The organism is Streptomyces sp. NPDC093085 (assembly GCF_040683935.1).
Lineage (GTDB): Bacteria > Actinomycetota > Actinomycetes > Streptomycetales > Streptomycetaceae > Streptomyces.
Genome location: NZ_JBFBFB010000002.1, coordinates 571575 through 597854, shown reverse-complemented (window position 1 = coordinate 597854; position 26280 = coordinate 571575). Strand labels below are relative to the sequence as shown.

Below are 26280 nucleotides of genomic sequence, written 5' to 3'. Positions count from 1 at the left end.
CGCCCGCCCTTCGGTATCGGGCGACCGGCGGTACGTACGTACCCCTCCGGACCCGCGTTAGGCTGCTCGGGCCCCGTCACCGCCGTCTTCGAGGAGACCGCGCACCATGGACACCGCGCCGAGCCCCGCCCGCCCACCCGCCTACCGCGACGCCACCCCCGCCGACACCGAGGCCCTGGTGGCGCTCGTCGAGTCGGCGTACCGGGGCGAGAGCAGCCGCGCCGGGTGGACCACCGAGGCGGACCTCCTGGACGGGCAGCGGACGGACCCCGAAGGGGTGCTCGCGGCGATCGAGTCCCCCACGAGCAGGCTGCTCGCCGTCGAGCGGGACGGCGCGCTGATCGCCTGCTGCCAGGTCGAACACCGGGGCGAGGCGGCCTTCTTCAGCATGTTCGCGGTGGCCCCGGGCGCCCAGGGCGGCGGGCTCGGCCGGGCGGTCATCGCGGAGGCCGAGCGCACCGCCCGCACGGCCTGGGGCGTCCAGGAGATGCGCATGACGGTGATCGTGCAGCGCGAGGACCTGATCGCCTGGTACGAGCGGCGCGGCTACCGCCGTACGGGAAAGCGGTCCCCCTTCCCGTACGGCGACGAACGCTTCGGCATCCCGCGCCGGGACGACCTGGAGTTCGAACTGCTGGTCAAGGACCTGACGGACCCGGCGGACCCGGCGGACCCGACGGCCTGACCCCGGGACGCCGGGCCCGGACCGCCCGGCTCGCCCAGATCGCCGGGCCCGCCCGGACCGCTCGCCTCAGGCCGTGAACCGCCCGGTCCGCCGGATCTCCGGGAGGTCGGTGGTCACGGCGTCCAGCTCGAAGGCGCGCGCCAGCCGGAGCTGCCCCTGCGTGTTCACCAGCCAGCCGATCACACCGATGCCCCGTTCGTGCGCCCGCTCCACCACCTCCAGGGTGAGCCGGCGCAGACCGAGCGCGAGCGAGGCCGCGCCCACGGCCTCCGCCCGGTCCACCACGTCCGCCTCCCAGCGGCTCGCGATGAGCACCGTCCGTACCCCCGGTACCAGCGCGGCGATCTCGGCGATCGCCTCGTCGTGGAAGGACGAGACCTCCACCCGCCCGACGAGACCGCGCTCCGTCATCACCCGGGCCAGCGCGCGGGCCGCCGCCACATCCTTGATCTCGGCCTGGATCGGCGACCGTACGGCGTCCAGCACCTCCTCGAAGACCGGGATCCGCTCACCGTCCCCCGCGTCCAGTTCCCGCAGCTCGGCGAGGGTCCGCTCGGCGATGGCGCCGGTTCCGTCGGTCGTCCGGTCCACGTCCGGGTCGTGCATGACGACGAGCGCGCCGTCCTTGCTCAGATGGAGATCCAGCTCGATGGCGTCCATACCGGCCCGCTCGGCGTGTGTGAAGGAGCGCAGGGTGTTCTCCGGCTCGACACCCATCACTCCGCGATGACCGATGATCTGGAAAGTCAAGGCAATCCCACTTTCGTCGACAGCGGCTCCCGCGCGGCAGCCTAGGGCGGATCGCCCGCCCTGGCGCCCCCGCCGTCCCCGGAGCGGGTGACGATCCCGGCGATACGCCGAATACAGGCGTCCAGTCCGGAAAGCGCCGGAAAAATACCGGTGACCATGGGGTTCAACAGGAGGATTTGTGTGATCTCTGCTTGTATCGGAGATCAAGACACCTATACGGTGGGCTGACGCGAAGATCTCCGGTGGAGGAAGTGACATGACGGAAATTCTTGCGCAGGACGGTGCGGGGCCCGCCGTAACCGGCGCCGACCGTACGGCCGCCCCCGTGACCGACCGCGTCACCGACCACCCCGCCTGGCCCCGGCTCAAGCGCGCGGTCGAGGAGATCAGGGTCTGGCAGTCGGCGGACGGCTCGATCGACTTCGACGCCGAGGGCGCCCCGGCCCGTACCGACGCCGAGACGGCGCTCGGCCGGGTCGTCGACGCGGTCGAGGGGCTCGCCCCGCTCCTCCCGCACGACGCCGCGTACCACACCGCGCTCGTCGCCGACCTGCGGGCCTGGGCCGACGGCGGCTTCGCCGTCCCCGACTTCCTCGACTCCCTGCTCGCCTTCCGGCCGGCGGCCGACCGAGCCGACGGCCGCCAGCACCTCGCCGTCTTCGCGATGTACACCCAGAACGGCAACCCGGACCGGAACCTCGAAGCGGTCGTGTTCCGCATGGTCTGGCCGGAGTGGCTGGCCGAACTGGAGCGCACCCGCTACGACAACCCGCTCTTCTGCGGCATCACCTTCGAGGACTTCACCGCCGGGTACGACACCAACTCGGCGGTCTTCTTCCCCGAGACCATCGCCGTGCGCGAGGTGCCCGAGCGGTTCACCTGGGGCGGCATCTTCTGCGACCGCGAGGCCGCCCGCTTCCGCCGGGTCATCGACGCGGCCGTCACCACCCTCGGCGTCGAACTCCCCGACGACCTCCGCGCGCTCGTCGCCGACCAGGACCGCTGCCAGCAGGCTTTCGTCCTCTGGGACATGATCCACGACCGCACCCACAGCCATGGCGACCTGCCCTTCGACCCCTTCATGATCAAGCAGCGCCAGCCGTTCTGGATGTACGGCCTGGAGGAGCTCCGCTGCGACCTCACCGCCTTCCGCGAGGCCGTACGGCTGGCGGAGGACGGGTTCCCGCAGGGCCGCGACGTCCAGTTCGCCGTCCTCTTCGACCGGATGTTCCGCTTCCCCGTCACCGGCGCGCGCGAGCGCAACTACGACGGACTCGGCGGCCAGCTCCTCTTCGCGTATCTGCACCGGCACGACGTGGTGCGGTGGACCGACAACACCCTCCACATCGACTGGGAGCGGGCCCCCCGGATCACCAACCAGCTCTGCGGCGAGATCGAGGACCTCTACCGGGCCGGCATCGACCGCCCGAAACTGGTCCACTGGTTCGCCGCGTACGACCTGGTCGCCACCTACCTCGCCCCGCACCCCGGCTCCCGCTGGGCCAAGGGCCCGGACGCCCTCGACCTCACCCAGCCGCCCCGCAAGCTCGTGGACGACGTGCTGCCCGACGAGTTTCCGCTCAGCATGTTCTACGAGGCGCTTGCCAAGAAGCTCAAGAACGTGATCGCCTCGACCAAGGGGATCCGCGGGTCGGCGCCGGGTGCGGCGGCCGGGGACGGCGCGGAGACGACCGACCGGACGGCGGCGTGAGCGCGCCGAGGCAGGAGGCGGGGCCCATGGCGGAGAACGCCGGAGCGGACCACCCCGGAGCGGACACGGAAGCACCTGCGGTGCGGGACCCCGGCGGCGGCCGGGGCGGGGCACTGGAGGGCGCCGTCGTCGCCGTGGCCGGCGCGGCGGGCCCGGCGGGGCGGGCGACGCTGCTCCGGCTCGCCGAGGCGGGCGCGACCGTCGTCGCCGCCGACGCCGACCCGGCGCGGCTCGCCGAGGCGGTGGACGCCGCCCGGTACGCGCACGGCGGGGCCACCGTCACCGGCGACACCGTCGATCTCTTCGACCTCGACGCCGCCCGCGCCTGGGCCGCCAGGACCGAGCAGGAGTACGGCCGGATCGACGGCCTGGTCCATCTCGTCGGCGGCTGGCGCGGCAGCGCCACCTTCGCCGAGACCGACCCGGCCGACTGGGAGGTGCTGGAGAAGCTCCTCGTCCGTACCGTCCAGCACACCTCGCTCGCCTTCCACGCCGGGCTGCTCCGCAGCGACCGGGGCCGGTATCTGCTGATCAGCGCGGCGGGCGCGGCCAAGCCGACGGCCGGCAACGCCGCGTACGCCGCCGCCAAGGCCGCCGCCGAGGCCTGGACGCTCGCCCTCGCCGACGACTTCCGCAAGGCGGGCGGCGAGGACGGGCCCCGGGCCGCCGCCGCCATCCTGGTGGTCAGGGCGCTGGTGCACGACGCGCTCCGCGCCGAGCGCCCGAACGCCAAGTTCGCGGGCTTCACGGACGTCACGGAGCTGGCCGAGGCCATCGCCGGGGTCTGGGAGAAGCCCGCCGGGGAAGTGAACGGAAACCGCCTGTGGCTGACCCCAGGACCATGAGGTCCCGTATGTCCCGTACGACGGACACGCGCCGTCACCACGACCCCGAGGTGCGCGGCTTCGCCAGCGACAACTACGCGGGCGCCCACCCCGAGATCCTGGCGGCGCTCGCCGTCGCCAACGGCGGCCACCAGGTCGCCTATGGCGAGGACGCCTACACCGACCACCTCCAGCGGGTCATGCACAGCCACTTCGGCCCGACGGCCCAGGCCTTCCCCGTCTTCAACGGGACCGGGGCCAATGTCGTCGCGCTCCAGGCGCTCACCGACCGCTGGGGCGCCGTGATCTGCGCCGACTCCGCCCATATCAACGTGGACGAGGGCGGCGCCCCCGAGCGGGTCGCCGGGCTCAAACTGCTCTCCGTACCGACGCCGGACGGCAAGCTCACCCCCGAGCTGATCGACCGGGAGGCGTACGGCTGGGACGACGAGCACCGGGCCATGCCGCAGGTCGTGTCGATCACCCAGAACACCGAACTGGGCACCGTCTACACGCCCGCCGAGATCCGCGAACTCTGCGCGCACGCCCACGGGCTCGGCATGAAGGTCCATCTCGACGGCGCGCGGATCGCCAACGCCGCCGCTTCGCTGGACGTCCCGATGCGGAGCTTCACCAACACCGCGGGCGTGGACGTGCTTTCGTACGGGGGCACCAAGAACGGCATGCTCTTCGGCGAGGCGGTCGTCGTCCTCGACCCGGACGCCGCGCGCGCCATGAAACACCTGCGGAAGCTGTCGATGCAGCTCCCCTCCAAGATGCGCTTCGTCTCGGCCCAGTTGGAGGCGCTGCTCGCGGGCGACCTGTGGCTCCGCAACGCCCGGCACGCCAACACCATGGCCCAGCGCCTCGCGGCCGGGGTCCGTACGGTCGACGGGGTGGAGATCCTCCACCCGGTCCAGGCCAACGCGGTCTTCGCCCGGCTGCCGCGGGAGGTGAGCGTGCGGCTCCAGCGGCGGTTCCGGTTCTACTTCTGGGACGAGAAGGCCGGGGACGTCCGCTGGATGTGCTCCTTCGACACGACGGAGGACGACGTCGACGCGTTCGTGCTGGCGCTCAAGGAGGAGATGGCGGCCTGACGGAGGGGCGCCGCCCGGGGTCTCCCTCCGGGCGGCGCCCCTCGACCGTCCACCGCCTGCGTTCGCTCACGCCAGGGTCCGCCACCGCTTCCGCAGTGACGTTTCCTCCCTGGCGTTCCCGGCCGTCCCCGCCGGTGGCTCAGCGGGCCTCGGCCGCGCGCGCCTCGGCCGGGGTGGGGGCCGTACCGCCCAGATGGGCCGGGACCCACCAGGTGTCGGTCGCGTCCTTGGGGCGTACCGGATACGCCCGCTGCGCCGCCTCCAGCAGCTCCTGCGCCCGCTCGCGCACCCGCCGGGTGATCGCGCCCGCGTACTGGTCCGCCGCCGCCTCGATCTGCTCACCGACCCGGATCGTCACCGGGATGTGGCTGCGCCGGAAGTTCCGGGGCCTGCCCTTGGTCCAGAGCCGCTGGGTGCCCCAGAGCGCCATCGGGATCAGCGGAACGCCCGCCTCCTGCGCCATCCGCGCCGCGCCCGACTTGAAGCTCTTCAGCGTGAAGGACTGCGAGATCGTCGCCTCGGGGAAGACCCCGATGATCTCGCCGGCCCGCAGCGAGGCGAGCGCCTGCGCGTACGCCTGGCCGCCGTTCTCGCGGTCCACCGGGATGTGCTTCATGCCGCGCATCAGCGGGCCCGAGATCTTGTGCTTGAAGACGGAGTCCTTCGCCATGAAGCGCACCAGCCGCTTCTGGGGGAGCGCCGCGAGACCCGAGAAGATGAAGTCCAGGTAGCTGATGTGGTTGCTCACGAGCACGGCGCCACCGGTGCGCGGGATGTGCTCGGCACCCTGCGTGTCGATCTTCAGGTCCAGCGCCTTGAACATCGTGCGGGCGGCGCCGATGACCGGCCGATAGACGAGCTCTGCCATCAGGGGAGGACCCTTCTCTGTTCCGGGGAGGTTCTCCCGACGGAAGTTACGCAGCCGTAGGTTTTCGGCATTGCGCCGATGTTGCCGTATCAGACGCCGTGTGGCCAGTCCTGGTGTACGCGGAGAGCGAGATTCTCGTCACGTCGTCGTGACGCCACCATGAACACCGGGGATCCGGGCGGAGTGCCGGGCCCACCGGGGAGAACGCGCGGGAACGGGGCGCGGGTTCCCCCGCGGCCCCTCGAAGTCCCGCGACGGGGCTCCGGGGCCGCCGCGTACCGGTGCCCGGCGTACTTGACTGAGCATGTCACCAATCGTCACTCTGACGAAGTGCCCCAGGAACTCCTTCTCCACGGGCGGGCCGATGTCGATCTGGCCCGCAACGCGAGCGCGCGCTGTCCGGCTCACTGAGTACCCACGACTCCCTGAGCTCCCCGGACCCGTTCGCCCCTCTCGTGGAAGGCCCTCGCCATGACGGCAGCCCCCGACCTCGGCACCCAGCCCGATTTCCAGCCCGGCACCCACCCTGACACTCACCCCGGCATCCGCCACCGCCTCGCCTCCCCCGATCTGCTCCGCTCCGTCTTCCGGCGGCACGCCGCGGGCGTCGCGGTCATCACCGCCCGGGGCGAGCGCCCCGTGGGGTTCACCGCCACCTCGCTCAACTCCGTCGCCGCCGAGCCCCCGTTGGTCTCCTTCGGCGTGGGCGTCACCTCGTCGAGCTGGCCGGTCATCGCCGAGGCCCGGTATGTCGGCGTCCACATACTCGGCGAGCACCAGGCCGAGCTGGCCGCGACGTTCGCACGGAGCGGCGCCGACCGCTTCGCCCCGCCCACCGCGTGGCGCCCGGGCCCCGAGGGGGTGCCGCTGCTCGACGGCGTACTGGCCTGGCTGGTCTGCCGGGTGGTCGCCCGGGTCCCCGCCGCCGACCACCGCCTCGTCGTCGCCCAGGCCGTCGCGGGCGACCCCTCGGGCGCGGGCCGCCCGCTCCTGTACCACCAGGGACGCTTCAACGCCCTGCGCGACTGAGGGGTCCTGCGCGACGGAGGGCCCGCGCGATGGAGGCTCCGCCCGACGGAGGAGGCCCCGTACCCGTACGGGCGTTGGCCAGATCACAGTTCCAAGCGCTTGCTCAGTGGGCACGCTCTCGATGTACTGATGAGTAATATCAACTCCGTGGCTCCGGTCCTTCCCGACCGGAAAGAGCCCGGCAGGGCGCCTATGCTGCGTGCAGCAGAGCAGCCAGAGAAGACGATGCGGTAGGAGAGCCGGCGTGAGCCTGAGGATCGTTGTCTGTGTGAAGTACGTGCCCGACGCCACCGGTGACCGGCACTTCGCCGAGGATCTGACCGTCGACCGCGACGACGTGGACGGTCTCCTGTCGGAGCTGGACGAGTACGCGGTCGAGCAGGCCCTCCAGATCGCCGACGATCACGACGGCGACGGCGACGCGGAGATCACCGTACTGACGGTCGGCCCCGAGGACGCCAAGGACGCGCTCCGCAAGGCCCTGTCGATGGGCGCGCACAAGGCGATCCACGTCGAGGACGACGACCTGCACGGCACGGACGCCCTCGGCACCTCCCTGGTGCTGTCGAAGGCGATCGAGAAGGCCGGTTACGACCTGGTCGTCTGCGGCATGGCCTCCACCGACGGCACGATGGGCGTACTGCCCGCGCTGCTCGCCGAGCGGCTGGGCGTCCCGCAGGTCACCCTGGTCTCCGAGGTGAAGGTCGAGGGCTCCACGGTGACCGGGCGCCGGGACGGCGACACCGCCTCCGAGACGCTGGAGGCGGCGCTTCCCGCGGTCGTCTCGGTGACCGACCAGTCGGGCGAGGCCCGTTACCCCTCCTTCAAGGGGATCATGGCGGCGAAGAAGAAGCCGGTCCAGTCCTGGGACCTGGAGGACCTGGAGATCGACGCGGACGAGGTCGGCCTCGAAGGCGCCTGGACCGCGGTCGACTCGGCGGCCGAACGCCCGGCGCGCACCGCGGGGACGATCGTCAAGGACGAGGGCGAGGGCGGCCGCCAACTCGCGGCCTACCTCGCGGAGCAGAAGTTCATCTGACACCCCCGGCCTGGTCCCGGCTCCGGTCCCCGGCCCGGCTCCGGTCCTCGGCCTCCGCTCCGGCTCCGGTCCTGGCCCTCGGCTCCTGGGCACGGCTCGGGCCTGGCTCCCTGGCCCGGGCCTCCGCTCCGGCTTCCGCCCCCTGGCTCCGTTCACCGGCCGTCGGGCCGGCCGACCGGCCGTCGGCTCCGGGGCCCCGGGGGCCGGAATCCCGTGGCCATGCCCCGTCCCGCCCCGCTCCGTCCACGAACCCGCCCCGATCCCTCGCATCCGCAGGAGTGCACATCCCATGGCTGAAGTTCTCGTCTACGTCGACCACGTGGCCGGCGCCGTCCGCAAGCCCACCCTGGAACTGCTCACGCTCGCCCGCCGGATCGGCGAGCCCGTCGCCGTCGCGCTCGGGGAGGGCGCCGACGCCACCGCCGCCGTCCTCGCCGAGCACGGCGCGGTGAAGGTGCTCACCGCCGACGCCCCCGAGTTCGCCGAGTACCTCGTCGTCCCGAAGGTCGACGCGCTCCAGGCCGCGTACGACGCCGTCGCGCCCGCCGCCGTCCTCCTGCCGTCCTCCGCCGAGGCCAAGGAGATCGCCGCGCGCCTCGCGGTCCGTATCGGCTCCGGGATCCTCACCGACGCCGTCGACCTGGAGGCCGGGGAGAACGGCCCGGTCGCCACCCAGTCGGTCTTCGCCGCCGCGTACACCACGAGGACCCGGGTCTCCCAGGGCACCCCGGTGATCACCGTGAAGCCCAACTCGGCCCCGGTCGAGGCCGCGCCCGCCGCGGGCACCGTCGAACCGCTCGCCGTGACCTTCGGCGCCACCGCCACCGGGACCAAGGTCGTCTCCCGCACCCCCCGCGAGTCGACGGGGCGCCCGGAGCTGACCGAGGCCGCGATCGTGGTCTCCGGCGGCCGGGGCGTCAACGGCGCCGAGAACTTCGCGATCATCGAGGCCCTCGCCGACTCCCTCGGCGCGGCCGTCGGCGCCTCCCGCGCCGCCGTCGACGCGGGCTGGTACCCGCACTCGCACCAGGTCGGCCAGACCGGCAAGTCGGTCTCCCCGCAGCTCTACATCGCCTCCGGGATCTCCGGCGCCATCCAGCACCGGGCCGGCATGCAGACCTCCAAGACCATCGTGGCCGTCAACAAGGACGCCGAGGCGCCCATCTTCGACCTGGTCGACTACGGCGTGGTCGGCGACCTCTTCGAGGTCGTCCCACAGCTCACCGAGGAGATCAAGGCCCGTAAGGGCTGAGCGCCGTCCCTCCGGTACGCCCCGGGGCCGCGCGGTGGACCCCACCGCGCGGCCCCGCGCCGTTCCCGGCGCGACCGGGCCCCGCCGGACCGGGCGCCGGGCCCCGCCGGGCCCGGCCGGTCCGGCGTTGACGCGGCTCGGAAGCGCGGCTTAACCTCCGGCGACGGATTGTTTATTCCGCTCAGCGGAAAATGAGCGGAAAGGGGAAGGGTGTGGGCATGGGCCAGCACGAAAAGATCGCCACGAGCCTCCCGGCGGCGGTCACCGAGGCGGTCGGCGCCTCCCTCGCGGGGGTCGACGCCGAGCTGGCCCGGCGCTACCCCGGCGACCCGGGCACCCGTCAGCCCGTCCACACCGTCTATGTCCCCGCCGACGCCTACACCGCCGGCACCGTGCGCTCCTGGGGCGACCAGGCCCTCGCCGCCCTCGACGAACACGCCCCCGACGCCGCCGCGCTGGGCCGGGTCCTCGGCCTCCCCGACGCCCTCGCCGGGCCGGTGTACGAGCGCGTACGCGACAAGCTCACCCGCGAGCCGGTCGAGGACCTGCGGATCGACTTCGAGGACGGCTACGGCCCCCACTCCGACGAGGAGGAGGACGAGGCCGCCGCCCGGGCGGCCAGGATCGTCCAGGAGACGTACTCGGGCGGCACGCCGGGCACGTCGGCCCCGTACACCGGCATCCGGATGAAGTGCCTGGAGGCGGCCGTGCGCGACCGCGCCATCCGGACCCTGGACATCTTCCTCAGCGGACTGATGACCGGCGGCGGTCTCCCCGACGGGCTCGTCCTGACGCTGCCCAAGGTCACCTACGCCGAGCAGGTCGCCGCGATGGCCTCCCTGGCCGGGGAGTTCGAGCGGGTGTACGGGCTTGCGCCGGGCCGGATCGGCTTCGAGATCCAGATCGAGACCAGCCAGGCCATTCTCGCCCCCGACGGCACCGCCACCGTGGCCCGCATGATCGACGCCGCGGGCGGCCGGGCCACCGGGCTCCACTACGGCACCTTCGACTACAGCGCCTGCGTCGGCGTCAGCGCCGCCTACCAGGCCAGTGACCACCCGGCCGCCGACCACGCCAAGGCCGTGATGCAGGTCGCCGCCGCCGGGACCGGGGTCCGGGTCAGCGACGGCTCCACCAACGTCCTCCCGGTCGGCTCCACCCCCCAGGTCCACGAGGCCTGGCGGCTCCACTACGGCCTCACCCGGCGCGCCCTCGCCCGCGCCTACTACCAGGGCTGGGACATGCACCCGGGCCATCTGCCGACCCGGTACGCCGCCGTGTACGCCTTCTACCGCGAGGGCCTGGAGCCGGCCGCCGCCCGCCTCGCCGCGTACGTCGCCAGGACAGCCGGCTCCGTCATGGACGAACCCGCCACCGCCAAGGCCCTCAGCGGCCACCTCCTCCGCGGCCTCGACTGCGGCGCCCTCGACCCCACCGAGGTCACCCGCCTCACCGGCCTGACCCGGGCCGACCTGGAGAGCTTCACGGCGCCGCGCGGCTGACCCGGTGGTCCTGGGCCCGGCGGGGCTACCCGTCCGCCGGCGGGGGGATCTCGCCGGAGCCGCGCGGGATCAGACGGGTTCCCAGGACGACCTGGGAGGGGGCTTCGGCGGCGCCGTCGAGGCGGTGGAAGAGGCGTTCGGCGGCGGTGCGGCCCAGGGTGGCGGCGTCCTGGGCGACGACCGTGAGGCCCGGTTCCAGGAGGTCGGCGAGTTCGATGTCGTCGAATCCGACCAGGGCGACCGGGCGGTGGTGGGCCGCGAGGACCCGTACCACCGTCACCGTGACCCGGTTGTTCCCGCTGAAGATCGCGGTGACCGGCGCCGGGCCGCCGAGCATCGCGAGGACCGCCTCCTCGACCCGGTGCGGCTCCGTGCTGCCGAGGGAGATCCACCGGTCGTCGACGGTCAGCCCGCCCTCCGCGAGCGCGGTGCGGTAGCCGCGCAGCCGCTCGGCGGCCGTGTGGATCGCGGGCTGGTCGCCGATGAAGCCGATCCTGCGGTGGCCGTGCGCGACGAGGTGGGCGGTGCCCGAGCGGGCGCCGCCGAAGCTGTCGGAGAGCACCGCGTCCGCGTCGATCCGGCCGGCCGGGCGGTCCACGAAGACGGTGGCCACCCCGGCCTTTATCTCCGGCTCCAGATAGCGGTGGTCGTCCCCGGCCGGGATCACGATCAGCCCGTCCACCCGGCGCGCGCAGAGCGCCAGCACCAGCTCCTGCTCGCGCTCCGGGTCCTCCGCGCTGGAGCCGTTGATGAGCAGCGCGCCATGGGCCCGGGCGACCTCCTCCACGGCGCGGTTCAGGGGGCCGTAGAAGGGGTCGGCCAGGTCCTCCAGGACCAGGCCGATGCTCGCCGTACGGCCCTTGCGCAGCACCCGTGCCGAATCGTTGCGGCGGAACCCCAGCGCTTCGATGGCCTCCTGCACCCGCCGCTCGGTGTCGGCCGTGACCCCCGGCTCGCTGTTGACCACGCGGGAGACGGTCTTGAGCCCCACCCCGGCCCGTGCCGCCACGTCCTTCATCGTGGGCCGGTTTCCGTAGCGGCGGGGGTCGGGGCGGCGGGCGGAATCGGCCACAGTGCGCTGTCCTGTCGTCGTACGGTCGGCGGGTCGCCCCGGGGCACCGACGTGCGCCGCCCGGGCCGTGCGGACGAGCATAGGCCCTGGACAACGTTGTCAGGGGAATGGAGACTGTTCCGCGGAGCCGCGATCATTGTCGCCGGCCACTGTTCCACCGGTCCTTCGTTCCCCTGGCCCGCCGTTCCCGCGGTCCGATGTTCCCGCGTCCCTTCGTTCTCGTTCTTTCGTTCCTTGTCCGTCAGCCGGCCGTGCCGCTCCTCCGGGGCGGCCCCACATCCAGGAGATCCCACACCGATGCATACCGAGACCGTCGCCGCACTCGACATCGGCGGTACCAAGATCGCCGGTGCGCTGGTGGACGGCGACGGCAGAATCCTCGTACGCGCCCAGCGCCCGACCCCGGCGGGCGAGGACGCCGAGAGCGTGATGCGTGCCGTCGAGGAGGTCCTGGCCGAGGTGGCCGCCTCGCCGCTCTGGGCGACGGCGACCGCGCTCGGCATCGGCAGCGCGGGACCGGTGGACGCCTCCGCCGGCACCGTCAGCCCGGTCAACGTCCCCGGCTGGCGCGGGTTCCCGCTGGTCGAACGGGTCCGTACGGCTACCGGTGGGCTGCCGGTGACACTGGTCGGCGACGGGGTCGCGATCACCGCGGCCGAGCACTGGCAGGGCGCCGCGCGCGGCTACGACGACGCGCTCTGCATGGTGGTCTCCACGGGCGTCGGCGGCGGACTGGTGCTGGGCGGCAAGCTCCACCCGGGGCCCACCGGCAACGCGGGCCACATCGGTCACATCAGTGTGGATCTGGACGGCGACCCCTGCCCGTGCGGTGCGCGCGGCTGCGTGGAGCGGATCGCCAGCGGCCCCAACATCGCCCGCAGGGCGCTGGAGGGCGGCTGGCTGCCGGGGCAGGACGGGGACCGTTCGGCCGCCGCGGTGGCCGCCGCCGCCCGCGCCGGGCACCCGGTCGCCCGCGCCTCCTTCGAACGGGCCGCGCAGGCGCTGGCCGCCGGGATCGCGGCCACCGCCACGCTCACCGAGATCCGGATCGCGGTCATCGGCGGCGGGGTCGCGGGCGCGGGCGAGGTCCTCTTCGCACCGCTGCGCCGCTCGCTCCGCGCGTACGCGACGCTCTCCTTCGTCCAGCGCCTCACCATCGCCCCCGCGCTCACCGGCCGCGACGCCGGCCTGGTGGGCGCCGCCGCCGCGGCGCTGCTGGGGCGGCGGGACGGCACCGCGGCGGCGGTGGGGGGCTGACGGGGGCGGTGGGCCCGGGGCCCGCCGGGCGCGTCCTCAGCGGGTGGTCTGGCAGGCGAGGCGCTGGCTGCCCCGGAACCGTACGCACAACTCCGTGCCGCTCCCGGTGTTCCCGGCCGGCCAGGTGTAGGTGAGCGCCCTGCCGGACCGGGTCGCCGTCGCCGTGTCGATCACCCGCCCGTCGCGCAGCAGCGACACCGCGCGGGACCGGACGTCCTCCGGCGGGTTGGTCCAGATCCCGGTGACGGAGTTCCGGGCGCCGTTCCCCTCCAGCCGTACGCAGATCTGCGGCCCCGAGAAGTGGTGCGTACAGGCGTTGCTGTCCGCCGCGGCGGGGGTGGCGCCCAGCGGCACGGCGGCCCCGGCGAGGGCCAGGACCAGGCCGAGCGAGAGGGCGTCGGCCAGGGTGCCGGACCGGGCGGGCGGCGGCGCGGCCGGTGCGGGCGATGGGGACGGCCCGGACGGCCCGGGCGGTGTGGCCGGTGCGGTGGTGCTGCGCATGGGCGGGGGCTCTCCCTGTCGTACGGGGCCGAGGGGCCGGCGGGGATGGCGGTGGTGGTGGGGCGGATGCGGCCGGAACCGGCGGCTCCCGCCCCGGAGCCGGCGGGTCAGGAGCGGCCGGGGTCGGCCGCCTGACGTAACTGGCCCGCCTGGCGTGGCACGACGACCAGGAAAGCATCCGCTTCGAGGTCCATCACCACCTCCGCAGGCGTCCCCTCGTCCCGCCGCGCCCGCGCGAACTCCTCCGCCGGCCGGCTCCCGCGCGGCCCGCCCGCGGGAAACCTCTCCAGGACGGTCCGTGTTCCCACTGTCCGCATCGCCTCACTCCTCTCCCATGCGTCTCCCAACGACGCGCCGGGGCCCGGTGTCACGGCCCGGCGGGACACGGCTCGGTCACGACCGGTTGGCCGGAGCGGCGCTCTGATCCCGCACGGTGTTTCCGTGGCAGGGTGTTGCGGGCAGTCCACAGGGGGCTTCGGCGTTCACGTCCAGGCTCTACGGAAGGCCCAGGCTCTACGGAAGAGGGGGAACCGTGATTGTCTGGCTGAACGGTGCGTTCGGAGCGGGCAAGACCAGTACGGCGCGCGAACTGGTCGATCTGATCCCGGACTGCACGCTCTACGACCCCGAGCTGATCAGCGGGGAAGTGGCGCGCCTGCTCCCGCAGAAGAAGCTCGCGGAGGTGAGCGACTTCCAGGACCTGCCGATCTGGCGGCGCCTGGTGGTCGAGACGGCGGCGGCGCTGCTGGCCGAGGTGGGCGGGGCGCTGGTGGTTCCCATGACACTGCTGCGCCAGGAGTACCGGGACGAGATCTTCGGTGGCCTGGCCGCGCGCAGGATCGCCGTACGGCATGTACTGCTGACAACAGACGAAACGATACTTCGCGGGCGTATCGCCGCACGCGAGGACGTCGCGGACGATCCCGAGGTCAACGAGCGCAACCGCCGGTGGTGCGTCGAGCAGATCGAGCCCTACCGGGCGGCGCGGCTGGGGTGGCTCGCCGGGGACGCGCACCCCATCGACAACACGACGCTGACCGCCCGTGAGACGGCCGAGCGGCTGGCCGAGGCGGTACGGGACGGGGTGGCGGGCGTCTGCGAGATCGTCCAGACCCCCGAGCCGACCGCCGAGACCGTCGCGGCCGGGGTGCTCCTCTTCGACGAGCGGGGCCGGGTGCTGCTGGTGGACCCCACCTACAAGCCGGGGTGGGAGTTCCCCGGCGGTGTCGTGGAGCGCGGCGAGGCGCCCGCCCGCGCGGGGATACGCGAGGTCGCGGAGGAGATCGGCATAGAACTCCGCGGCGTTCCCAAACTGCTGGTCGTCGACTGGGAACCGCCGCGCCCTCCGGGGTACGGAGGGCTGCGGCTGCTCTTCGACGGCGGGCCCCTCCCCGCGGAGGAGGCCGGCCGGCTGCTCCTGCCGGGGCCGGAGCTACGGGCCTGGCGCTTCGTGGACGAGGAAGAGGCGTCCCGGCTCCTGCCCCCCGTACGCTACGCCCGGCTGCGCTGGGCCCTGCGGGCCCGCGAACGCGGCGCGGTGCTCAACCTGGAGGACGGCGTCCCGGTCGGCTGACCGGGCCCGGGGCCGCGCTCGACCGGCGCCCGTCCCGGGCCCGTCCCGTGCTCGTCCCGTACTCGGGCCGTGCCCGTCCCGCACCCGGGGCCGTGCCCGTCCCGTACTCGGCCGCGCTCGTCCCGTGCCTATCCCGCACCCGGGCCGGTGCTTGTCCCGTACTCGGGCCGCGCCCGTCCCGCACCCGGGCCGTGCCCGTCCCGCACCCGGGCCGCGCCCGTCTCGTACCCGGCCGCGCCCTGGCGCGGCCCCCGCTCGCCCCCCGGCGCGGCCCCCGGTCGCGCCCGTGCCTCAGCCGCGCTCGGTGGCCGCGTAGTTGAGCAGGAAGTGCGCCTCCGCCACCGACAGGCGCTCCAGCTCGTCGGGGGAGACGCTCTCGTTCACCGCGTGGATCTGCGCCGCCGGTTCGCTCAGGCCGATCAGGAGGATCTCCGCCTCCGGGTAGAGCGTGCCCAGGGTGTTGCAGAGGGGGATGGAGCCGCCCTGGCCCGCGGTCTGCATCTCCTGGCCGGGGTACGCCACCCGGAGCGCGTCGGACATGGCGGTGTACGCCGGGCCCGAGGTGTCCGCGCGGAAGGGCTGGCCCTGGCCGATCTGCTCCACCTCGACCCGCGCGCCCCACGGCGTACGCGCCGTCAGATGCGCCGTCAGCGCATCGGTGGCCGCCTCCGCGTCCTGGCCCGGCGGCACCCGCAGGCTCACCGTCGCCCGCGCGCTCGCCTGCACCGACGGCGTCGCGCCGACCACCGGCGGGCAGTCGATGCCGATGACCGTCACCGCCGGGCGCGCCCAGACCCGGTCCGCCACCGGGCCATGGCCGATCAGCCCGACCCCGTCGAGCACCTTGGCGTCCCGCCGGAAGTCCTCCTCCGGATACTCCAGCCCCTCCCACGCCGCCCCGTCGGCCAGCCCGTCCACCGTGGTCGAGCCGTCCTCGGCGCGCAGCGAGTCGAGCACCCTGATCAGCGCGGCGAGCGCGTCGGGCGCCGCACCGCCGAACTGCCCCGAGTGCAGGTTGCCTTCGAGCGTGTCGACCCGTACGCGCAGCAGCGTCATCCCGCGCAGGGTCGCCGTCACCGTGGGCAGCCCGGTCCGGAAGTTGCCCGCGTCGCCGATCACCACCGCGTCGGCGGCGAGCAGTCCGGGGTGGGCCTCGGCGTACCGTTCCAGCCCGCCGGTGCCCTGCTCCTCCGAACCCTCCACGACGACCTTGACGGTCACCGGCACCCCGCCGTTCTCCTTCAGCGCGCGCAGCGCGAGCAGGTGCATCAGGACGCCGCCCTTGCAGTCGGCGGCGCCGCGCCCGAACCAGCGGCCGTCCCGCTCGGTCAGCTCGAACGGCGGGGTCAGCCAGGCGCTTTCGTCGCCGACCGGCTGGACGTCGTAGTGCGCGTACAGCAGCACCGTCGGCGCGCCCTCCGGGCCCGGCAGCAGGCCGTACACGGACTCGGTGCCGTCCGGGGTTTCGAGGACCGCGACATCCTGGAACCCCTCGGCGCGCAGCGCCCCCGCCACCCAGGCCGCCGCGGCCTCGCACTCGCTCCTCGGCTCGACGGAGGGGTCGGCGACCGAGCGGAAGGCGACCAGCTCGGCGAGTTCCGTACGGGCGCGGGGCATGAGGGACGCCACGGTCCGGGCGATCGGATGCTCGGTCGTCGGATGCGCGGTCATGGGGACGCTCCTGGTGGGTTCCGGTGGGCCGGGGGGCCGGCGCGCGTCGCGCGTCGGGCGGATGGGTGAAGCCGTTGTGATCCTCCCACAACGGGTCCGGCCCGCCAGCGCCGTAGGATGCGGTGGAACAGCAGGGGTGACCGGGCGGATCAGGAGCAGAAGCACATCGTGAGCAGCGAGAACGCAGACGCCGGAAGCGTGCACGACGAGCCGGTGTGGGATGTCGTCGTGGTCGGCGCAGGGCCCGCGGGAGCCTCCGCGGCGTACGCGGCGGCGGTCGCGGGCCGTCGGGTGCTGCTGCTGGAGAAAGCCGAGTTGCCCCGGTACAAGACCTGTGGCGGCGGGATCATCGGGCCCTCCAGGGACGCGCTGCCACCCGGCTTCGAGCTGCCGTTCAAGGACCGGGTGCACGCGGTGACGTTCTCCCTCAACGGGCGGATGACCCGTACCCGCCGCTCCAAGCGGATGCTCTTCGGGCTCATCAACCGGCCGGAGTTCGACGCGAGTCTGGTGGAGCACGCGCAGAAGGCCGGGGCGGTGGTGCGGACCGGCGCCACCGTCGCCCGGGTCGAGCAGCACGGTCCCGCCGTGCCCGACCGCCGTACCGTCGCGGTCGTCCTCTCCGACGGCGAGACGCTGCTTGCCCGCGCCGTCGTCGGCGCTGACGGCAGCGCCAGCCGGATAGGCGCGCATGTCGGCGTGAAGATGGCCCAGGTGGACCTCGGCCTGGAGGCCGAGATACCGGTACCCCCGACCGTCGCCGAGGACTGGGCGGGCCGGGTGCTGATCGACTGGGGTCCGCTGCCCGGCAGTTACGGCTGGGTCTTCCCCAAGGGCGACACGCTCACCGTCGGGGTGATCTCGGCGCGCGGCGAGGGCGCGGCGACCAAGCGGTATCTGGAGGACTTCATCGCCCGGCTCGGGCTCGCCGGGTTCGAACCCTCGGTCTCCTCCGGCCATCTCACCCGCTGCCGCAGCGAGGACTCCCCGCTCTCCCGTGGCCGGGTGCTGGTCTGCGGCGACGCGGCGGGCCTGCTGGAGCCGTGGACGCGGGAGGGCATCTCCTTCGCGCTGCGGTCGGGGCGGCTCGCGGGGGAGTGGGCGGTGCGGATCGCCGAGGCGCACGACGCGGTGGACGCCCGCCGCCAGGCGCTCAACTACGCGTTCGCCATCAAGGCGGGCCTGGGCGTGGAGATGAGCGTCGGGCGGCGCATCCTCGCGATCTTCGAGCGGAGACCGGGGGTGCTGCACGCGGCCGTCACCGGCCTGCGCCCGGCGTGGAACGCGTTCGCGGACATCACCCGGGGCTCCACGACCCTGGCGGGCATCGTACGGAACCGCCCGCTGGCCCGCCGCGCCCTGGACGTCCTCGACCGCCGCCAGTCGGGCACCCCGGCCGGCCCCGGAACCCCGGAACACCCCCCGGAGCAGCCGGACCCGGCGAACGTCCCGGAAGCGGACACCCGGGACGCCCGGGGGTCCCGCGACTGAGGCCCGTACCGGCCGGGGTCCCGGGACTGGGGCCTGTACGGGCCGGGGGTCCCGGAACTGAAGCCTGTACCGGCCGGGGGTCCCGGGACCGAGGCGCGTACCGGCCGGGGTCCCGGGACTGAGCCCCGTACCGGCCGGTCCGTCAGTTCGCCTTCCGGCCGTCCAGGGTTTCGCGGAGGATGTCCGCGTGGCCGGCGTGCTGCGCGGTCTCCGCGATCAGGTGGGCCAGCACACCGCGCACGCTGAGCACCGCGCCCGGTTCGTTCCAGGGGGCGTCCGGGAGCGGGCGCGTCGCCGACAGGTCGGGTGCGGCGGCGACGACCTGTTCGGTCCTCGCCGCCGTCCTCTCGTAATCCGCGAGGATCCCGGCGAGCGTCTCGCCCGGCGCCATCCGGAAGCGCGCCTCGTGGTCGACCGCCCACCGGGGGAGCTCCCGGGCGGTGCCGGCCGCGAGATCGGCCCAGGTGACGCCGTCGGGCAGGTCGTAGCGCATCGCGGACGGGCCCTCGGTGACCAGGCGCATCCAGGTGTCCTCCATGGCCGCGACATGCTTGACCAGCCCGCCCAGACAGAGCGTGCTCACCGTCGGGGACGCCGCGGCCTGCTCGTCGGTGAGCCCGAGCACCGTGCGGGTCAGCGCGGCGCGCGCGGTGGCCAGGGCGGCCAGGAGTTCGGTCCGCTCGATGCCGGCGGCGGTGGAGGTGTCGGCGGTGGTCATGGTGATCAGCCTTTCGGGGTGTCTGCCGGTGGTTCCCGTAAGGCCGTGGGGAGCCCCTGCGGGTCCCGTACGGCCTTACGGGAACGACCTTCGCAGGCATGGCGGACAGGGGATGACCGCTACTCCGGGCAGGACGGGTGACATCCGGAAGACCTCAGCGCCCCGCGCGGCCCCGCCGCCCCGCCCCGTACTCCCCGGGGAGTACCGGTGATCACCACGTCCGGCGGACGACCGGAGCGGGCCCCGCCGTCTAGCGTGGCCGGTATGGACGAGCAGCACGGCCGGCGGGGCCGGTTCCGGGGTGGCGCCTTCCCCTGCCGGCGGGGCGGGGCGTGGCAGGGGCATCCCTGGCCCTGGGACGGGGCGCACGCGCCCTGGGGGCAGGGGTGGGGCGGGCAGGGGGAACGGCCGCCCCGGTTCACCGGCGCGGGGGAGGGGGAGAGCGGGCGGCTGCCGTGGGCGTCGACCGTGCTGCTCACCGTCTTCGTCCTCGTCGGCACCGCCTTCGCCGCCCGCCAGCAGCCCGAACGCGTCCCGCTGGACCTCCTCGGCCGGCTGCCGCTGATCGTCGGCGGCGCCCTGCTGCTGATCCGCCACCGCCACCCCGTGGTCGCTGTCGCCGGCGTCTCGGCGGCCGTGCTCGGCTATCTCGCCGGCGGGTACGCGTACGGGCCGGTCTTCCTGCTCGTCGCGGTCGCCTGCTTCGCCGCGATCGCCGCGGGCCACCGCAAGGCGGCCTGGTGGGCCGTGGGCCTCCTCTGGCTCGGCCATCTGCTCATCGGGCACTGGCTCTACCGCTGGCTGCCGCCGCCCGGCGACCACGCCGCGCCCTGGGGGCAGGAGCTGGTCATCTCCGCGTTCGTGCTGGCGCTCTGCGCGGGGGCCGAACTCGCCCGCGTACGGCGTGAGCAGTGGGCCCGGCGCGGTGCCGAGCGGGCCGCCGCCGAGCGGCGCAGGCGGGACGAGGAGCGGCTGCGGATCGCCCGCGAACTCCACGACGTCCTCGCCCACTCCCTCTCCGTCATCAACGTCCAGGCGGGCATGGGGCTCGCCCTCCTCGACACCGACCCCGAGCAGGCCCGCTCCGCGCTCACCACCGTCAAGGCGGCGAGCAAGGAGGCGCTGGGCGAGGTACGGCAGGTCCTCGACACCCTGCGGACCCCCGGCGACGCGCCCCGCGCCCCCGCGCCCGGCCTGGACCGCCTGTCCGAACTCGCCGAGCAGGCCGCGTCCGCCGGGCTCGCCGTCGAGATCCGGCGCACGGGCACCCCGGCCCCGCTCCCGCCCGGCGCCGACCTCGCCGCGTTCCGCATCGTCCAGGAGGCCCTGACCAACGTGGTGCGCCACTCCGGGGCGCGCACCGCGACCGTACGCGTCGGATACGCGGCCGGACGGCTCGACCTGCTGGTCGACGACCCGGGCCCGGCGACCGGCGGGGACGCGGGCGGCAGTGGCAACGGGCTGGTGGGGATGGGAGAGCGGGCCGCCGGCCTCGGTGGCACCATCGAGGCCGGGCCGCTCCCCGACGGCGGATTCCGGGTGCGGGCCGCACTGCCCCTGACGACCGAGGAGACACCATGATCCGGGTCCTGCTCGCCGACGACCAGTCGCTCGTACGGGCCGGGTTCCGCGCGCTCCTCGACGCCCAGCCGGACATCGAGGTGGCGGGCGAGGCGGCGGACGGCGAGGAGGCGCTCGCCCAGGTCCGCGAAGTCGCCCCCGACGTCGTGCTGATGGACATCCGGATGCCCCGCCTCGACGGCCTCGCCGCGACCCGCAGGATCACCGAGGACGCCCGGTGCGACCAGGTCAAGGTGGTCATGCTGACCACCTTCGAACTGGACGAGTACGTCTTCGAGGCACTCCGCTCCGGCGCCTCGGGCTTTCTGGTCAAGGACACCGAACCGGAGGAGCTGATCCGCGCGATCAGGGCCGTGGTGGGCGGCGACGCGCTGCTCTCCCCGGGGGTGACCCGCCGGCTGATCGCCGAGTTCGCGACCCGCTCCAAGACCCCCACGGACGCGGCCCGGCTGAGCGAACTCACCGACCGGGAGCGGGAGGTGATGGCCCTGGTCGGCATCGGCCTCTCCAACGAGGAGATCGCCCGCAGACTGGTCGTCAGCCCGCTCACCGCCAAGACCCATGTGAGCCGCACGATGGTGAAACTGGGCGCCCGCGACCGCGCCCAACTGGTCGTCCTCGCCTACGAGTCCGGCCTGGTACGGCCGGGATGGCTCGGCTGAGCGGCGGCTCCGCCCGGTGCTCCCGGAGTGAAGCGCCGCAGTACCTGGACGACTCGCGCCACGAAGACGAGGCCCGCCACGACCCCCGCGATCCGGGTCACCACCGGGGGAAGCCCCAGATACCACCCCGCGCCGGCGATGGCGCCGAACACCAGCGCCGCCGCGACGACCCCCGTCACCGCGGCGAAGACGATCTCGACGGTGATGGCGTCCCGTTCCGCCCCGCTGCGTGTCCCCATGGCCCTGAGTCTGCCCCGGGCCGTATCCCCGCGGCAAGGCACGCCGTCCGTCACGCCCTCCGTCACATCGTGCGATCGCCGCATGACGGAGAGAAGTGGTCGTATCGGAAGGAACCGGGCCTATGGGTGATCTCTGCGATCTGCCTATGATCGGTCGCGGAAACGAGCGGAGACAGCAGCGCGGTCCCGCGGTCGCGCCCCCGCGACCGGCGGAGCAGGGCCCGCGCGGACACCCGGATGGAGAGACGACACGATGAGCACGGCCACAGGACCGGTCCGGCGAAGAGCCGGGGGTACCCGGGGAACGGCCTCCGAGGTCCCCGGGACCTCCGACCCGGCGGCCCCCGAGGCGTCCGCGTCGCATGCCGCCGACAGCCATGACCTGATCCGGGTGCACGGCGCGCGGGAGAACAACCTCCAGGACATCACCGTCGAGATACCCAAGCGCCGGCTGACGGTCTTCACCGGCGTCTCCGGCTCGGGGAAGAGCTCCCTGGTCTTCCACACCATCGCCGCCGAGTCGCAGCGGCTGATCAACGAGACGTACAGCGCCTTCGTGCAGGGCTTCATGCCTTCGCTGGGCCGCCCCGAGGTCGACGTCCTGGAGGGGCTGACCCCCGCGATCATCGTCGACCAGCAGCGGATGGGCGCCGACCCGCGCTCCACGGTCGGCACCGCCACCGACGCCAACGCGATGCTGCGCATCCTCTTCAGCCGGCTCGGCACCCCGCACATCGGCTCGCCCAAGGCGTACTCCTTCAACGTCCCCACGGTCCGCGCCAGCGGCGCCATCACCGTCGAGCGCGGCAACGCCAAGGCCGAGCGGAAGACCTTCTCGGTCACCGGCGGCATGTGCCCGCGCTGCGAGGGCCGGGGCACGGTCTCCGACATCGACCTCACCCAGCTCTACGACGACTCCAAGTCGCTCGCCGAGGGCGCGATCACCATCCCCGGCTACAAGGTCGACGGCCACTGGACCCTCCGGATCTTCACCGAGTCGGGCTTCCTCGACCCGGACAAGCCGATCCGGGAGTACTCCGCGACCGAGCTCCACGACCTCCTGCACCGCGAGCCGACCAAGGTGAAGGTCAACGGCATCAACCTCACCTACGAGGGGCTGATCCCGCGCGTCCAGAAGTCCTTCCTGTCCAAGGACCGGGAGGCGATGCAGCCGCACATCCGGGCGTTCGTCGACCGGGCCGTCACCTTCACCGACTGCCCCGACTGCGAGGGCACCCGGCTGACCGCGGCGGCCCGCTCCTCCCGTATCGACGGGGTCAGCATCGCCGACGCCTGCGCCCTGCAGATCAGCGACCTCGCCGTCTGGGTGCGCTCCGTCGACGACCCGTCCGTGGCCCCGCTGATCGCGAACCTCGCCGCCACCCTCGACTCGTTCGTCGAGATCGGCCTCGGCTATCTCGCCCTCGACCGGCCGGCCGGCACGCTCTCCGGCGGTGAGGCGCAGCGCGTCAAGATGATCCGGCACCTCGGCTCCTCGCTCACCGATATCACCTACGTCTTCGACGAGCCCACCACGGGTCTGCACCCCCACGACATCCAGCGCATGAACGACCTGCTGCTGCGCCTGCGCGACAAGGGCAACACGGTGCTCGTCGTGGAGCACAAGCCGGAGACGATCGCCATCGCCGACCATGTCGTGGACCTCGGCCCCGGCGCCGGTACGGCGGGCGGCACCGTCTGCTTCGAGGGCACCGTCGAGGGGCTGCGCGCGGGGGACACCCTCACCGGGCGCCATCTGGACGACCGGGCCGTCCTCAAGGAGACCGTACGGAAGCCCACCGGCGCCCTGGAGATCCGCGGCGCCGCCACCCACAACCTGCGCGACGTCGACGTCGACATCCCGCTCGGGGTGCTGACCGTCGTCACCGGGGTCGCCGGCTCCGGCAAGAGCTCCCTCGTGCACGGCTCGGTGCCGGCGTCCGCCGGGGTGGTGTCGGTCGGACAGGGCGCCATCCGCGGCTCGCGGCGGAGCAACCCGGCCACGTACACCGGGCTGCTCGACCCGATCCGCAAGGCGTTCGCCAAGGCCAACGGGGTGAAGCCGGGCCTGTTCAGCGCCAACTCGGCGGGCGCCTGCCCGCAGTGCAACGGCGCCGGGGTCATCTACACCGACCTGGCGACGATGGCGGGTGTCGCCACCACCTGCGAGGAGTGCGAGGGGAAGCGGTTCGAGGCCTCCGTGCTGGAGTACCGGCTCGGCGGCCGGAACATCAGCGAGGTGCTGGCCATGCCGGTGACGAAGGCCGAGGAGTTCTTCGGCGCGGGCGAGGCCCGTATCCCGGCCGCCCACGCCATCCTCGGCCGGCTCGCCGATGTCGGCCTCGGCTATCTCGGCCTCGGCCAGCCGCTCACCACGCTCTCGGGCGGCGAGCGGCAGCGGCTCAAGCTGGCCACGCACATGGGCGAGAAGGGCGGCGTCTACCTTCTGGACGAGCCGACCACGGGGCTGCACCTCGCCGATGTGGAGCAGCTCCTCGGGCTCCTCGACCGGCTGGTGGACTCCGGCAAGTCGGTCATCGTGGTCGAGCACCATCAGGCGGTCATGGCCCACGCCGACTGGATCATCGACCTCGGCCCCGGCGCCGGCCACGACGGCGGCCGGATCGTCTTCGAGGGCACCCCGGCCGACCTGGTCGCGGCCCGCTCCACCCTCACGGCCGAGCATCTGGCGGCGTACGTCGGCGGGTAGCGACGGGAGGAGCGGCGCGCGGTACGGAGGAGGCCGTACGCGGATGTGGGGCCGTACCCGGATGTGGGGCCGTACGCGGATGACGTACGGCCCCGCGTGACGCGGGTCAGACGCCGGAGGTCTCGCGCCAGAGGCGGACCAGCTCCGGGTCGCCCGTGGCGGTGAGGGTGTCCAGCGGGAGCCGGTTCCACAGGGCCAGATAGAGCGTCCCGGCCGGGCCGCTCAGCTCGCCGTCGGCCGGGGCCTCGGCGGCCGCCGTGGTACGGACGGTGACCGCCGGGTCGGCGGAGATCCGTACGGTCCAGACGTCGTCCGTGTCGGTGGCCCGTACGCGCAGCACCCGCGGCTCCGGCGAGCGGAGGCGGCTGCGGTCCCGGCCGTGGAAGAGGCGGAGCAGTTCGTCGATCCCGTCCGCCGCGAAGCCGGTCTCCACCGGCGAGAGGCCGCCGCCGAGCGCGGACTCGGCGTCCGCGCGGTGGACGGCGGTCTCGTGTGCCTGACGCCTCGCCCAGAAGGCGAGCGGGTCCGGCGTGGGGAAGAAGGTCCAGCACGCCAGGTCGGCGGGGGCTGTGCGCAGGGCCGTGACCAGCCCCTCGTGGCCCTCGCGGTACCACTCCACCAGCGCGTCCCCGGCGAGCTCCGGCTCGGCCGGGAAGGGGGCCGGCTGGGCGGCGCCCTCCGTGATCGTCCGCGTCGCCCAGCGGTGCACCCGGCCGATGTGCCCCAGCAGGTCGCGCACTCGCCAGTCGGGGCAGGTGGGGACCTCGGCACCGGGGTCCGCCTTGGCCGCAGCCTCGCCCAGGAGGGCGCCCTCGTCGGCCAGTTGGCGCAGATGCTCCGCGATCGTCATGGTCGTCATGACGGTCATTGTGCCAGTCAGGCCTTGCCGGGGTGTCCCTCGGAGGTGGCCTTCGGGGCGCGCTTCAGCAGCCGGGCGAAGGCGCCCAGCGCGATCGACTGGATCAGGTACGAGATGAGCAGCGCGGGGACGAGGAACCCGATGGAGGTGGCGAAGTCCTCGCCCACCAGCTCGCCGACGGAGAAGAAGAGGAAGACGGTCGGGGCGGCGAGGAGGCCCAGCCACACCCCGGCGAGCGAGGCGTCCCCCTGCTGCTGGGCGGAGAGCGTGACCACGGTGACGAACACGACCGCCACGGCGACGAGGGCGAGATAGACCTGGGACGCGCGGTTCTTGAAGGCGAGGTCCGCGAGAAGGGCCAGTCGTCGTGAAACCATCATGTTCTCCCTGGAGTTGGGGCCCCCGCCGGTGGGCGGGGTGCCGTGCTGTCTGACTCCAGAGTGGGCCAGCCCGAACGCCCGTGCCTGAGTACCCCTACTCATCCCGCGCTGCCTGTTCTCCCCGCCCCGTGCCCCTCTTTCTCGCTGCCCCGGAATCTTTTCCGGCCCGATGTCACATCCCGGGGTGGTCGCTCCGTCGTAGGGGTGCAGGCATCCACCGGGATGCGGGCCACGAGAACCGGTCGACGAGAAACCAGCGATCGACGAGAAACCAGCGATCGATGAGAACCATTGAGGAGTGTCACCATGGACGCCCGTTTGAACATGTTCGGCAGCCCCGTCGCCGCCAAGGTCTGGAAGCACATCATCGCGGCGGGCACGGCGCTCGCCGAGTCCTCGCTGCCGCTCGCCACCCAGGAGCTGGTGAAGATCCGCGCGAGCCAGCTCAACGGCTGCTCCGGCTGCCTCGACATGCACACCAAGGAGGCCGCCGCCGCGGGTGAGACCGCGGTACGTCTCCATCTGGTCGCGGCCTGGCGCGAGGCCACCGTCTTCACCGAGGCCGAGCGCGCGGCGCTGGAGCTGGCGGAGCAGGGCACCCGGCTCGCGGACGCGGCCGGCGGGGTCACGGACGAGGCATGGGCGAACGCCGCCAAGCACTACGACGAGGAGCAGCTCGTCGCCCTGGTCTCCTGCATCGCCGTGATCAACGCCTTCAACCGGGGCAACGTCATGACCCGGCAGCCGGCCGGCCACTACGAGGTCGGCATGCACGGATGACGGCGCCGTCCGTACGCGTACGCGGGTAA

25 protein-coding genes are annotated in these 26280 nt (G+C 73.5%); 15 read left to right on the top strand and 10 right to left on the bottom strand.

Features of this window, described 5'->3' with window-relative positions; translation table 11 throughout:
- Positions 1-106: 106 nt before the first annotated feature.
- Positions 107-685 (top strand): N-acetyltransferase, encoded by a 579-nt coding sequence (locus AB0O07_RS09325; RefSeq protein WP_365629462.1) that lies wholly within the window; start codon positions 107-109, stop codon positions 683-685.
- 66 nt (positions 686-751) lie between these two features.
- Here the strand turns inward: AB0O07_RS09325 and AB0O07_RS09320 are convergent, their stop codons facing one another.
- Complete coding sequence (locus AB0O07_RS09320) at positions 752-1402, bottom strand: glycerophosphodiester phosphodiesterase family protein (RefSeq protein WP_365629459.1); 651 nt, start codon at positions 1400-1402, stop codon at positions 752-754.
- Between the two features lie 289 nt (positions 1403-1691).
- Here AB0O07_RS09320 and AB0O07_RS09315 point away from each other — a divergent pair, with 289 nt between their 5' ends.
- The 3 genes from AB0O07_RS09315 to AB0O07_RS09305 are packed head-to-tail and all read left to right on the top strand — an operon-like array spanning position 1692 to position 5067.
- Positions 1692-3146: a DUF6421 family protein gene (locus AB0O07_RS09315; RefSeq protein WP_365629456.1), complete on the top strand. Its 1455-nt coding sequence runs from the start codon at positions 1692-1694 to the stop codon at positions 3144-3146.
- Between the two features lie 26 nt (positions 3147-3172).
- Positions 3173-3991 carry an SDR family oxidoreductase gene (locus AB0O07_RS09310; protein WP_365629453.1) on the top strand — a complete coding sequence of 273 codons (819 nt, stop codon included), beginning with the start codon at positions 3173-3175 and terminating at the stop codon, positions 3989-3991.
- An 8-nt stretch (positions 3992-3999) separates the two neighbouring features.
- Positions 4000-5067, top strand: coding sequence for a low specificity L-threonine aldolase (locus tag AB0O07_RS09305; RefSeq protein ID WP_365629450.1), 1068 nt, complete (start codon positions 4000-4002; stop codon positions 5065-5067).
- Between the two features lie 139 nt (positions 5068-5206).
- On the opposite strand, the gene AB0O07_RS09300 is transcribed toward AB0O07_RS09305, so the two are convergent.
- Positions 5207-5935 (bottom strand): lysophospholipid acyltransferase family protein, encoded by a 729-nt coding sequence (locus AB0O07_RS09300; protein WP_365629447.1) that lies wholly within the window; start codon positions 5933-5935, stop codon positions 5207-5209.
- Positions 5936-6406: 471 nt separating this feature from the next.
- Here AB0O07_RS09300 and AB0O07_RS09295 point away from each other — a divergent pair, with 471 nt between their 5' ends.
- From AB0O07_RS09295 to AB0O07_RS09280, 4 genes are all read left to right on the top strand, one after another.
- Complete coding sequence (locus AB0O07_RS09295; RefSeq protein ID WP_365629444.1) at positions 6407-6964, top strand: flavin reductase family protein; 558 nt, start codon at positions 6407-6409, stop codon at positions 6962-6964.
- Between the two features lie 244 nt (positions 6965-7208).
- Complete coding sequence (locus AB0O07_RS09290; protein WP_365629441.1) at positions 7209-8003, top strand: electron transfer flavoprotein subunit beta/FixA family protein; 795 nt, start codon at positions 7209-7211, stop codon at positions 8001-8003.
- Between the two features lie 289 nt (positions 8004-8292).
- Positions 8293-9255 carry an electron transfer flavoprotein subunit alpha/FixB family protein gene (locus tag AB0O07_RS09285; protein ID WP_365629438.1) on the top strand — a complete coding sequence of 321 codons (963 nt, stop codon included), beginning with the start codon at positions 8293-8295 and terminating at the stop codon, positions 9253-9255.
- A gap of 218 nt (positions 9256-9473) precedes the next feature.
- Positions 9474-10757: an aldolase gene (locus tag AB0O07_RS09280; protein ID WP_365629435.1), complete on the top strand. Its 1284-nt coding sequence runs from the start codon at positions 9474-9476 to the stop codon at positions 10755-10757.
- A gap of 25 nt (positions 10758-10782) precedes the next feature.
- Here the strand turns inward: AB0O07_RS09280 and AB0O07_RS09275 are convergent, their stop codons facing one another.
- The gene (locus tag AB0O07_RS09275; protein ID WP_365630321.1) at positions 10783-11775 is read right to left on the bottom strand and encodes a LacI family DNA-binding transcriptional regulator; all 993 of its coding nucleotides are present in this window, start codon (positions 11773-11775) and stop codon (positions 10783-10785) included.
- A gap of 351 nt (positions 11776-12126) precedes the next feature.
- Between AB0O07_RS09275 and AB0O07_RS09270 the strand changes: the two genes are divergently transcribed.
- Entirely contained in the window at positions 12127-13086 is a 960-nt protein-coding gene (locus AB0O07_RS09270; RefSeq protein WP_365629432.1) for an ROK family protein, read from the top strand.
- A 36-nt stretch (positions 13087-13122) separates the two neighbouring features.
- On the opposite strand, the gene AB0O07_RS09265 is transcribed toward AB0O07_RS09270, so the two are convergent.
- Together AB0O07_RS09265 and AB0O07_RS09260 are read right to left on the bottom strand one after the other, a co-directional pair.
- Complete coding sequence (locus AB0O07_RS09265; RefSeq protein ID WP_365629429.1) at positions 13123-13587, bottom strand: hypothetical protein; 465 nt, start codon at positions 13585-13587, stop codon at positions 13123-13125.
- 107 nt (positions 13588-13694) lie between these two features.
- Positions 13695-13895 carry a hypothetical protein gene (locus AB0O07_RS09260; RefSeq protein ID WP_365630318.1) on the bottom strand — a complete coding sequence of 67 codons (201 nt, stop codon included), beginning with the start codon at positions 13893-13895 and terminating at the stop codon, positions 13695-13697.
- Between the two features lie 224 nt (positions 13896-14119).
- On the opposite strand from AB0O07_RS09260, the gene AB0O07_RS09255 reads away from it, so the two are divergent.
- Complete coding sequence (locus AB0O07_RS09255) at positions 14120-15160, top strand: NUDIX domain-containing protein (RefSeq protein ID WP_365629426.1); 1041 nt, start codon at positions 14120-14122, stop codon at positions 15158-15160.
- Positions 15161-15451: 291 nt separating this feature from the next.
- Here the strand turns inward: AB0O07_RS09255 and AB0O07_RS09250 are convergent, their stop codons facing one another.
- A complete protein-coding gene (locus AB0O07_RS09250) occupies positions 15452-16831 on the bottom strand; it encodes a dipeptidase (RefSeq protein ID WP_365629423.1) in 1380 nt (459 codons plus the stop codon).
- Positions 16832-16948: 117 nt separating this feature from the next.
- On the opposite strand from AB0O07_RS09250, the gene AB0O07_RS09245 reads away from it, so the two are divergent.
- Positions 16949-18322 carry a geranylgeranyl reductase family protein gene (locus tag AB0O07_RS09245; RefSeq protein ID WP_365629420.1) on the top strand — a complete coding sequence of 458 codons (1374 nt, stop codon included), beginning with the start codon at positions 16949-16951 and terminating at the stop codon, positions 18320-18322.
- Between the two features lie 142 nt (positions 18323-18464).
- Here AB0O07_RS09245 and AB0O07_RS09240 read toward each other — a convergent pair whose 3' ends face one another.
- Positions 18465-19040 (bottom strand): DinB family protein, encoded by a 576-nt coding sequence (locus AB0O07_RS09240; RefSeq protein ID WP_365629417.1) that lies wholly within the window; start codon positions 19038-19040, stop codon positions 18465-18467.
- Positions 19041-19304: 264 nt separating this feature from the next.
- Here AB0O07_RS09240 and AB0O07_RS09235 point away from each other — a divergent pair, with 264 nt between their 5' ends.
- Positions 19305-20621 (top strand): sensor histidine kinase, encoded by a 1317-nt coding sequence (locus AB0O07_RS09235; RefSeq protein WP_365629414.1) that lies wholly within the window; start codon positions 19305-19307, stop codon positions 20619-20621.
- Complete coding sequence (locus AB0O07_RS09230) at positions 20618-21283, top strand: response regulator transcription factor (protein WP_365629411.1); 666 nt, start codon at positions 20618-20620, stop codon at positions 21281-21283. Before AB0O07_RS09235 ends, AB0O07_RS09230 begins: the two co-directional genes overlap by 4 nt.
- Here the strand turns inward: AB0O07_RS09230 and AB0O07_RS09225 are convergent.
- Positions 21244-21522 carry a DUF6332 family protein gene (locus tag AB0O07_RS09225; RefSeq protein ID WP_365629408.1) on the bottom strand — a complete coding sequence of 93 codons (279 nt, stop codon included), beginning with the start codon at positions 21520-21522 and terminating at the stop codon, positions 21244-21246. The two genes, AB0O07_RS09230 and AB0O07_RS09225, sit on opposite strands and share 40 nt — an antisense overlap.
- Before the next feature lie 253 nt (positions 21523-21775).
- Between AB0O07_RS09225 and AB0O07_RS09220 the strand changes: the two genes are divergently transcribed.
- Positions 21776-24232, top strand: a complete 2457-nt coding sequence (locus tag AB0O07_RS09220; protein ID WP_365629405.1) for an excinuclease ABC subunit UvrA — start codon at positions 21776-21778, stop codon at positions 24230-24232.
- A gap of 106 nt (positions 24233-24338) precedes the next feature.
- Here the strand turns inward: AB0O07_RS09220 and AB0O07_RS09215 are convergent, their stop codons facing one another.
- Positions 24339-25082 (bottom strand): maleylpyruvate isomerase family mycothiol-dependent enzyme, encoded by a 744-nt coding sequence (locus AB0O07_RS09215; RefSeq protein WP_365630315.1) that lies wholly within the window; start codon positions 25080-25082, stop codon positions 24339-24341.
- 26 nt (positions 25083-25108) lie between these two features.
- On the bottom strand, positions 25109-25468 hold the full coding sequence (locus AB0O07_RS09210; RefSeq protein WP_365629402.1) for a hypothetical protein: 360 nt from the start codon (positions 25466-25468) through the stop codon (positions 25109-25111).
- 309 nt (positions 25469-25777) lie between these two features.
- Between AB0O07_RS09210 and AB0O07_RS09205 the strand changes: the two genes are divergently transcribed.
- Complete coding sequence (locus tag AB0O07_RS09205; protein WP_365629399.1) at positions 25778-26251, top strand: carboxymuconolactone decarboxylase family protein; 474 nt, start codon at positions 25778-25780, stop codon at positions 26249-26251.
- The last annotated feature ends 29 nt before the right edge of the window (positions 26252-26280 follow it).

Bases quoted from the DNA above. Each gene is read 5' to 3' on its own strand.
- AB0O07_RS09315 (WP_365629456.1), top strand. From the start codon at position 1,692: ATGACGGAAATTCTTGCGCAGGACGGTGCGGGGCCCGCCGTAACCGGC.
- AB0O07_RS09285 (WP_365629438.1), top strand. From the start codon at position 8,293: ATGGCTGAAGTTCTCGTCTACGTCGACCACGTGGCCGGCGCCGTCCGC.
- AB0O07_RS09225 (WP_365629408.1), bottom strand. From the start codon at position 21,522: ATGGGGACACGCAGCGGGGCGGAACGGGACGCCATCACCGTCGAGATC.
- AB0O07_RS09240 (WP_365629417.1), bottom strand. From the start codon at position 19,040: ATGACCACCGCCGACACCTCCACCGCCGCCGGCATCGAGCGGACCGAA.
- AB0O07_RS09310 (WP_365629453.1), top strand. From the start codon at position 3,173: ATGGCGGAGAACGCCGGAGCGGACCACCCCGGAGCGGACACGGAAGCA.
- AB0O07_RS09215 (WP_365630315.1), bottom strand. From the start codon at position 25,082: ATGACGATCGCGGAGCATCTGCGCCAACTGGCCGACGAGGGCGCCCTC.
- AB0O07_RS09325 (WP_365629462.1), top strand. From the start codon at position 107: ATGGACACCGCGCCGAGCCCCGCCCGCCCACCCGCCTACCGCGACGCC.
- AB0O07_RS09295 (WP_365629444.1), top strand. From the start codon at position 6,407: ATGACGGCAGCCCCCGACCTCGGCACCCAGCCCGATTTCCAGCCCGGC.
- AB0O07_RS09230 (WP_365629411.1), top strand. From the start codon at position 20,618: ATGATCCGGGTCCTGCTCGCCGACGACCAGTCGCTCGTACGGGCCGGG.
- AB0O07_RS09210 (WP_365629402.1), bottom strand. From the start codon at position 25,468: ATGGTTTCACGACGACTGGCCCTTCTCGCGGACCTCGCCTTCAAGAAC.
- AB0O07_RS09270 (WP_365629432.1), top strand. From the start codon at position 12,127: ATGCATACCGAGACCGTCGCCGCACTCGACATCGGCGGTACCAAGATC.
- AB0O07_RS09220 (WP_365629405.1), top strand. From the start codon at position 21,776: ATGAGCACGGCCACAGGACCGGTCCGGCGAAGAGCCGGGGGTACCCGG.
- AB0O07_RS09205 (WP_365629399.1), top strand. From the start codon at position 25,778: ATGGACGCCCGTTTGAACATGTTCGGCAGCCCCGTCGCCGCCAAGGTC.
- AB0O07_RS09245 (WP_365629420.1), top strand. From the start codon at position 16,949: ATGCGGTGGAACAGCAGGGGTGACCGGGCGGATCAGGAGCAGAAGCAC.
- AB0O07_RS09275 (WP_365630321.1), bottom strand. From the start codon at position 11,775: ATGAAGGACGTGGCGGCACGGGCCGGGGTGGGGCTCAAGACCGTCTCC.
- AB0O07_RS09280 (WP_365629435.1), top strand. From the start codon at position 9,474: ATGGGCCAGCACGAAAAGATCGCCACGAGCCTCCCGGCGGCGGTCACC.
- AB0O07_RS09235 (WP_365629414.1), top strand. From the start codon at position 19,305: ATGGACGAGCAGCACGGCCGGCGGGGCCGGTTCCGGGGTGGCGCCTTC.
- AB0O07_RS09300 (WP_365629447.1), bottom strand. From the start codon at position 5,935: ATGGCAGAGCTCGTCTATCGGCCGGTCATCGGCGCCGCCCGCACGATG.
- AB0O07_RS09250 (WP_365629423.1), bottom strand. From the start codon at position 16,831: ATGACCGCGCATCCGACGACCGAGCATCCGATCGCCCGGACCGTGGCG.
- AB0O07_RS09265 (WP_365629429.1), bottom strand. From the start codon at position 13,587: ATGCGCAGCACCACCGCACCGGCCACACCGCCCGGGCCGTCCGGGCCG.
- AB0O07_RS09305 (WP_365629450.1), top strand. From the start codon at position 4,000: ATGTCCCGTACGACGGACACGCGCCGTCACCACGACCCCGAGGTGCGC.
- AB0O07_RS09320 (WP_365629459.1), bottom strand. From the start codon at position 1,402: ATGGGTGTCGAGCCGGAGAACACCCTGCGCTCCTTCACACACGCCGAG.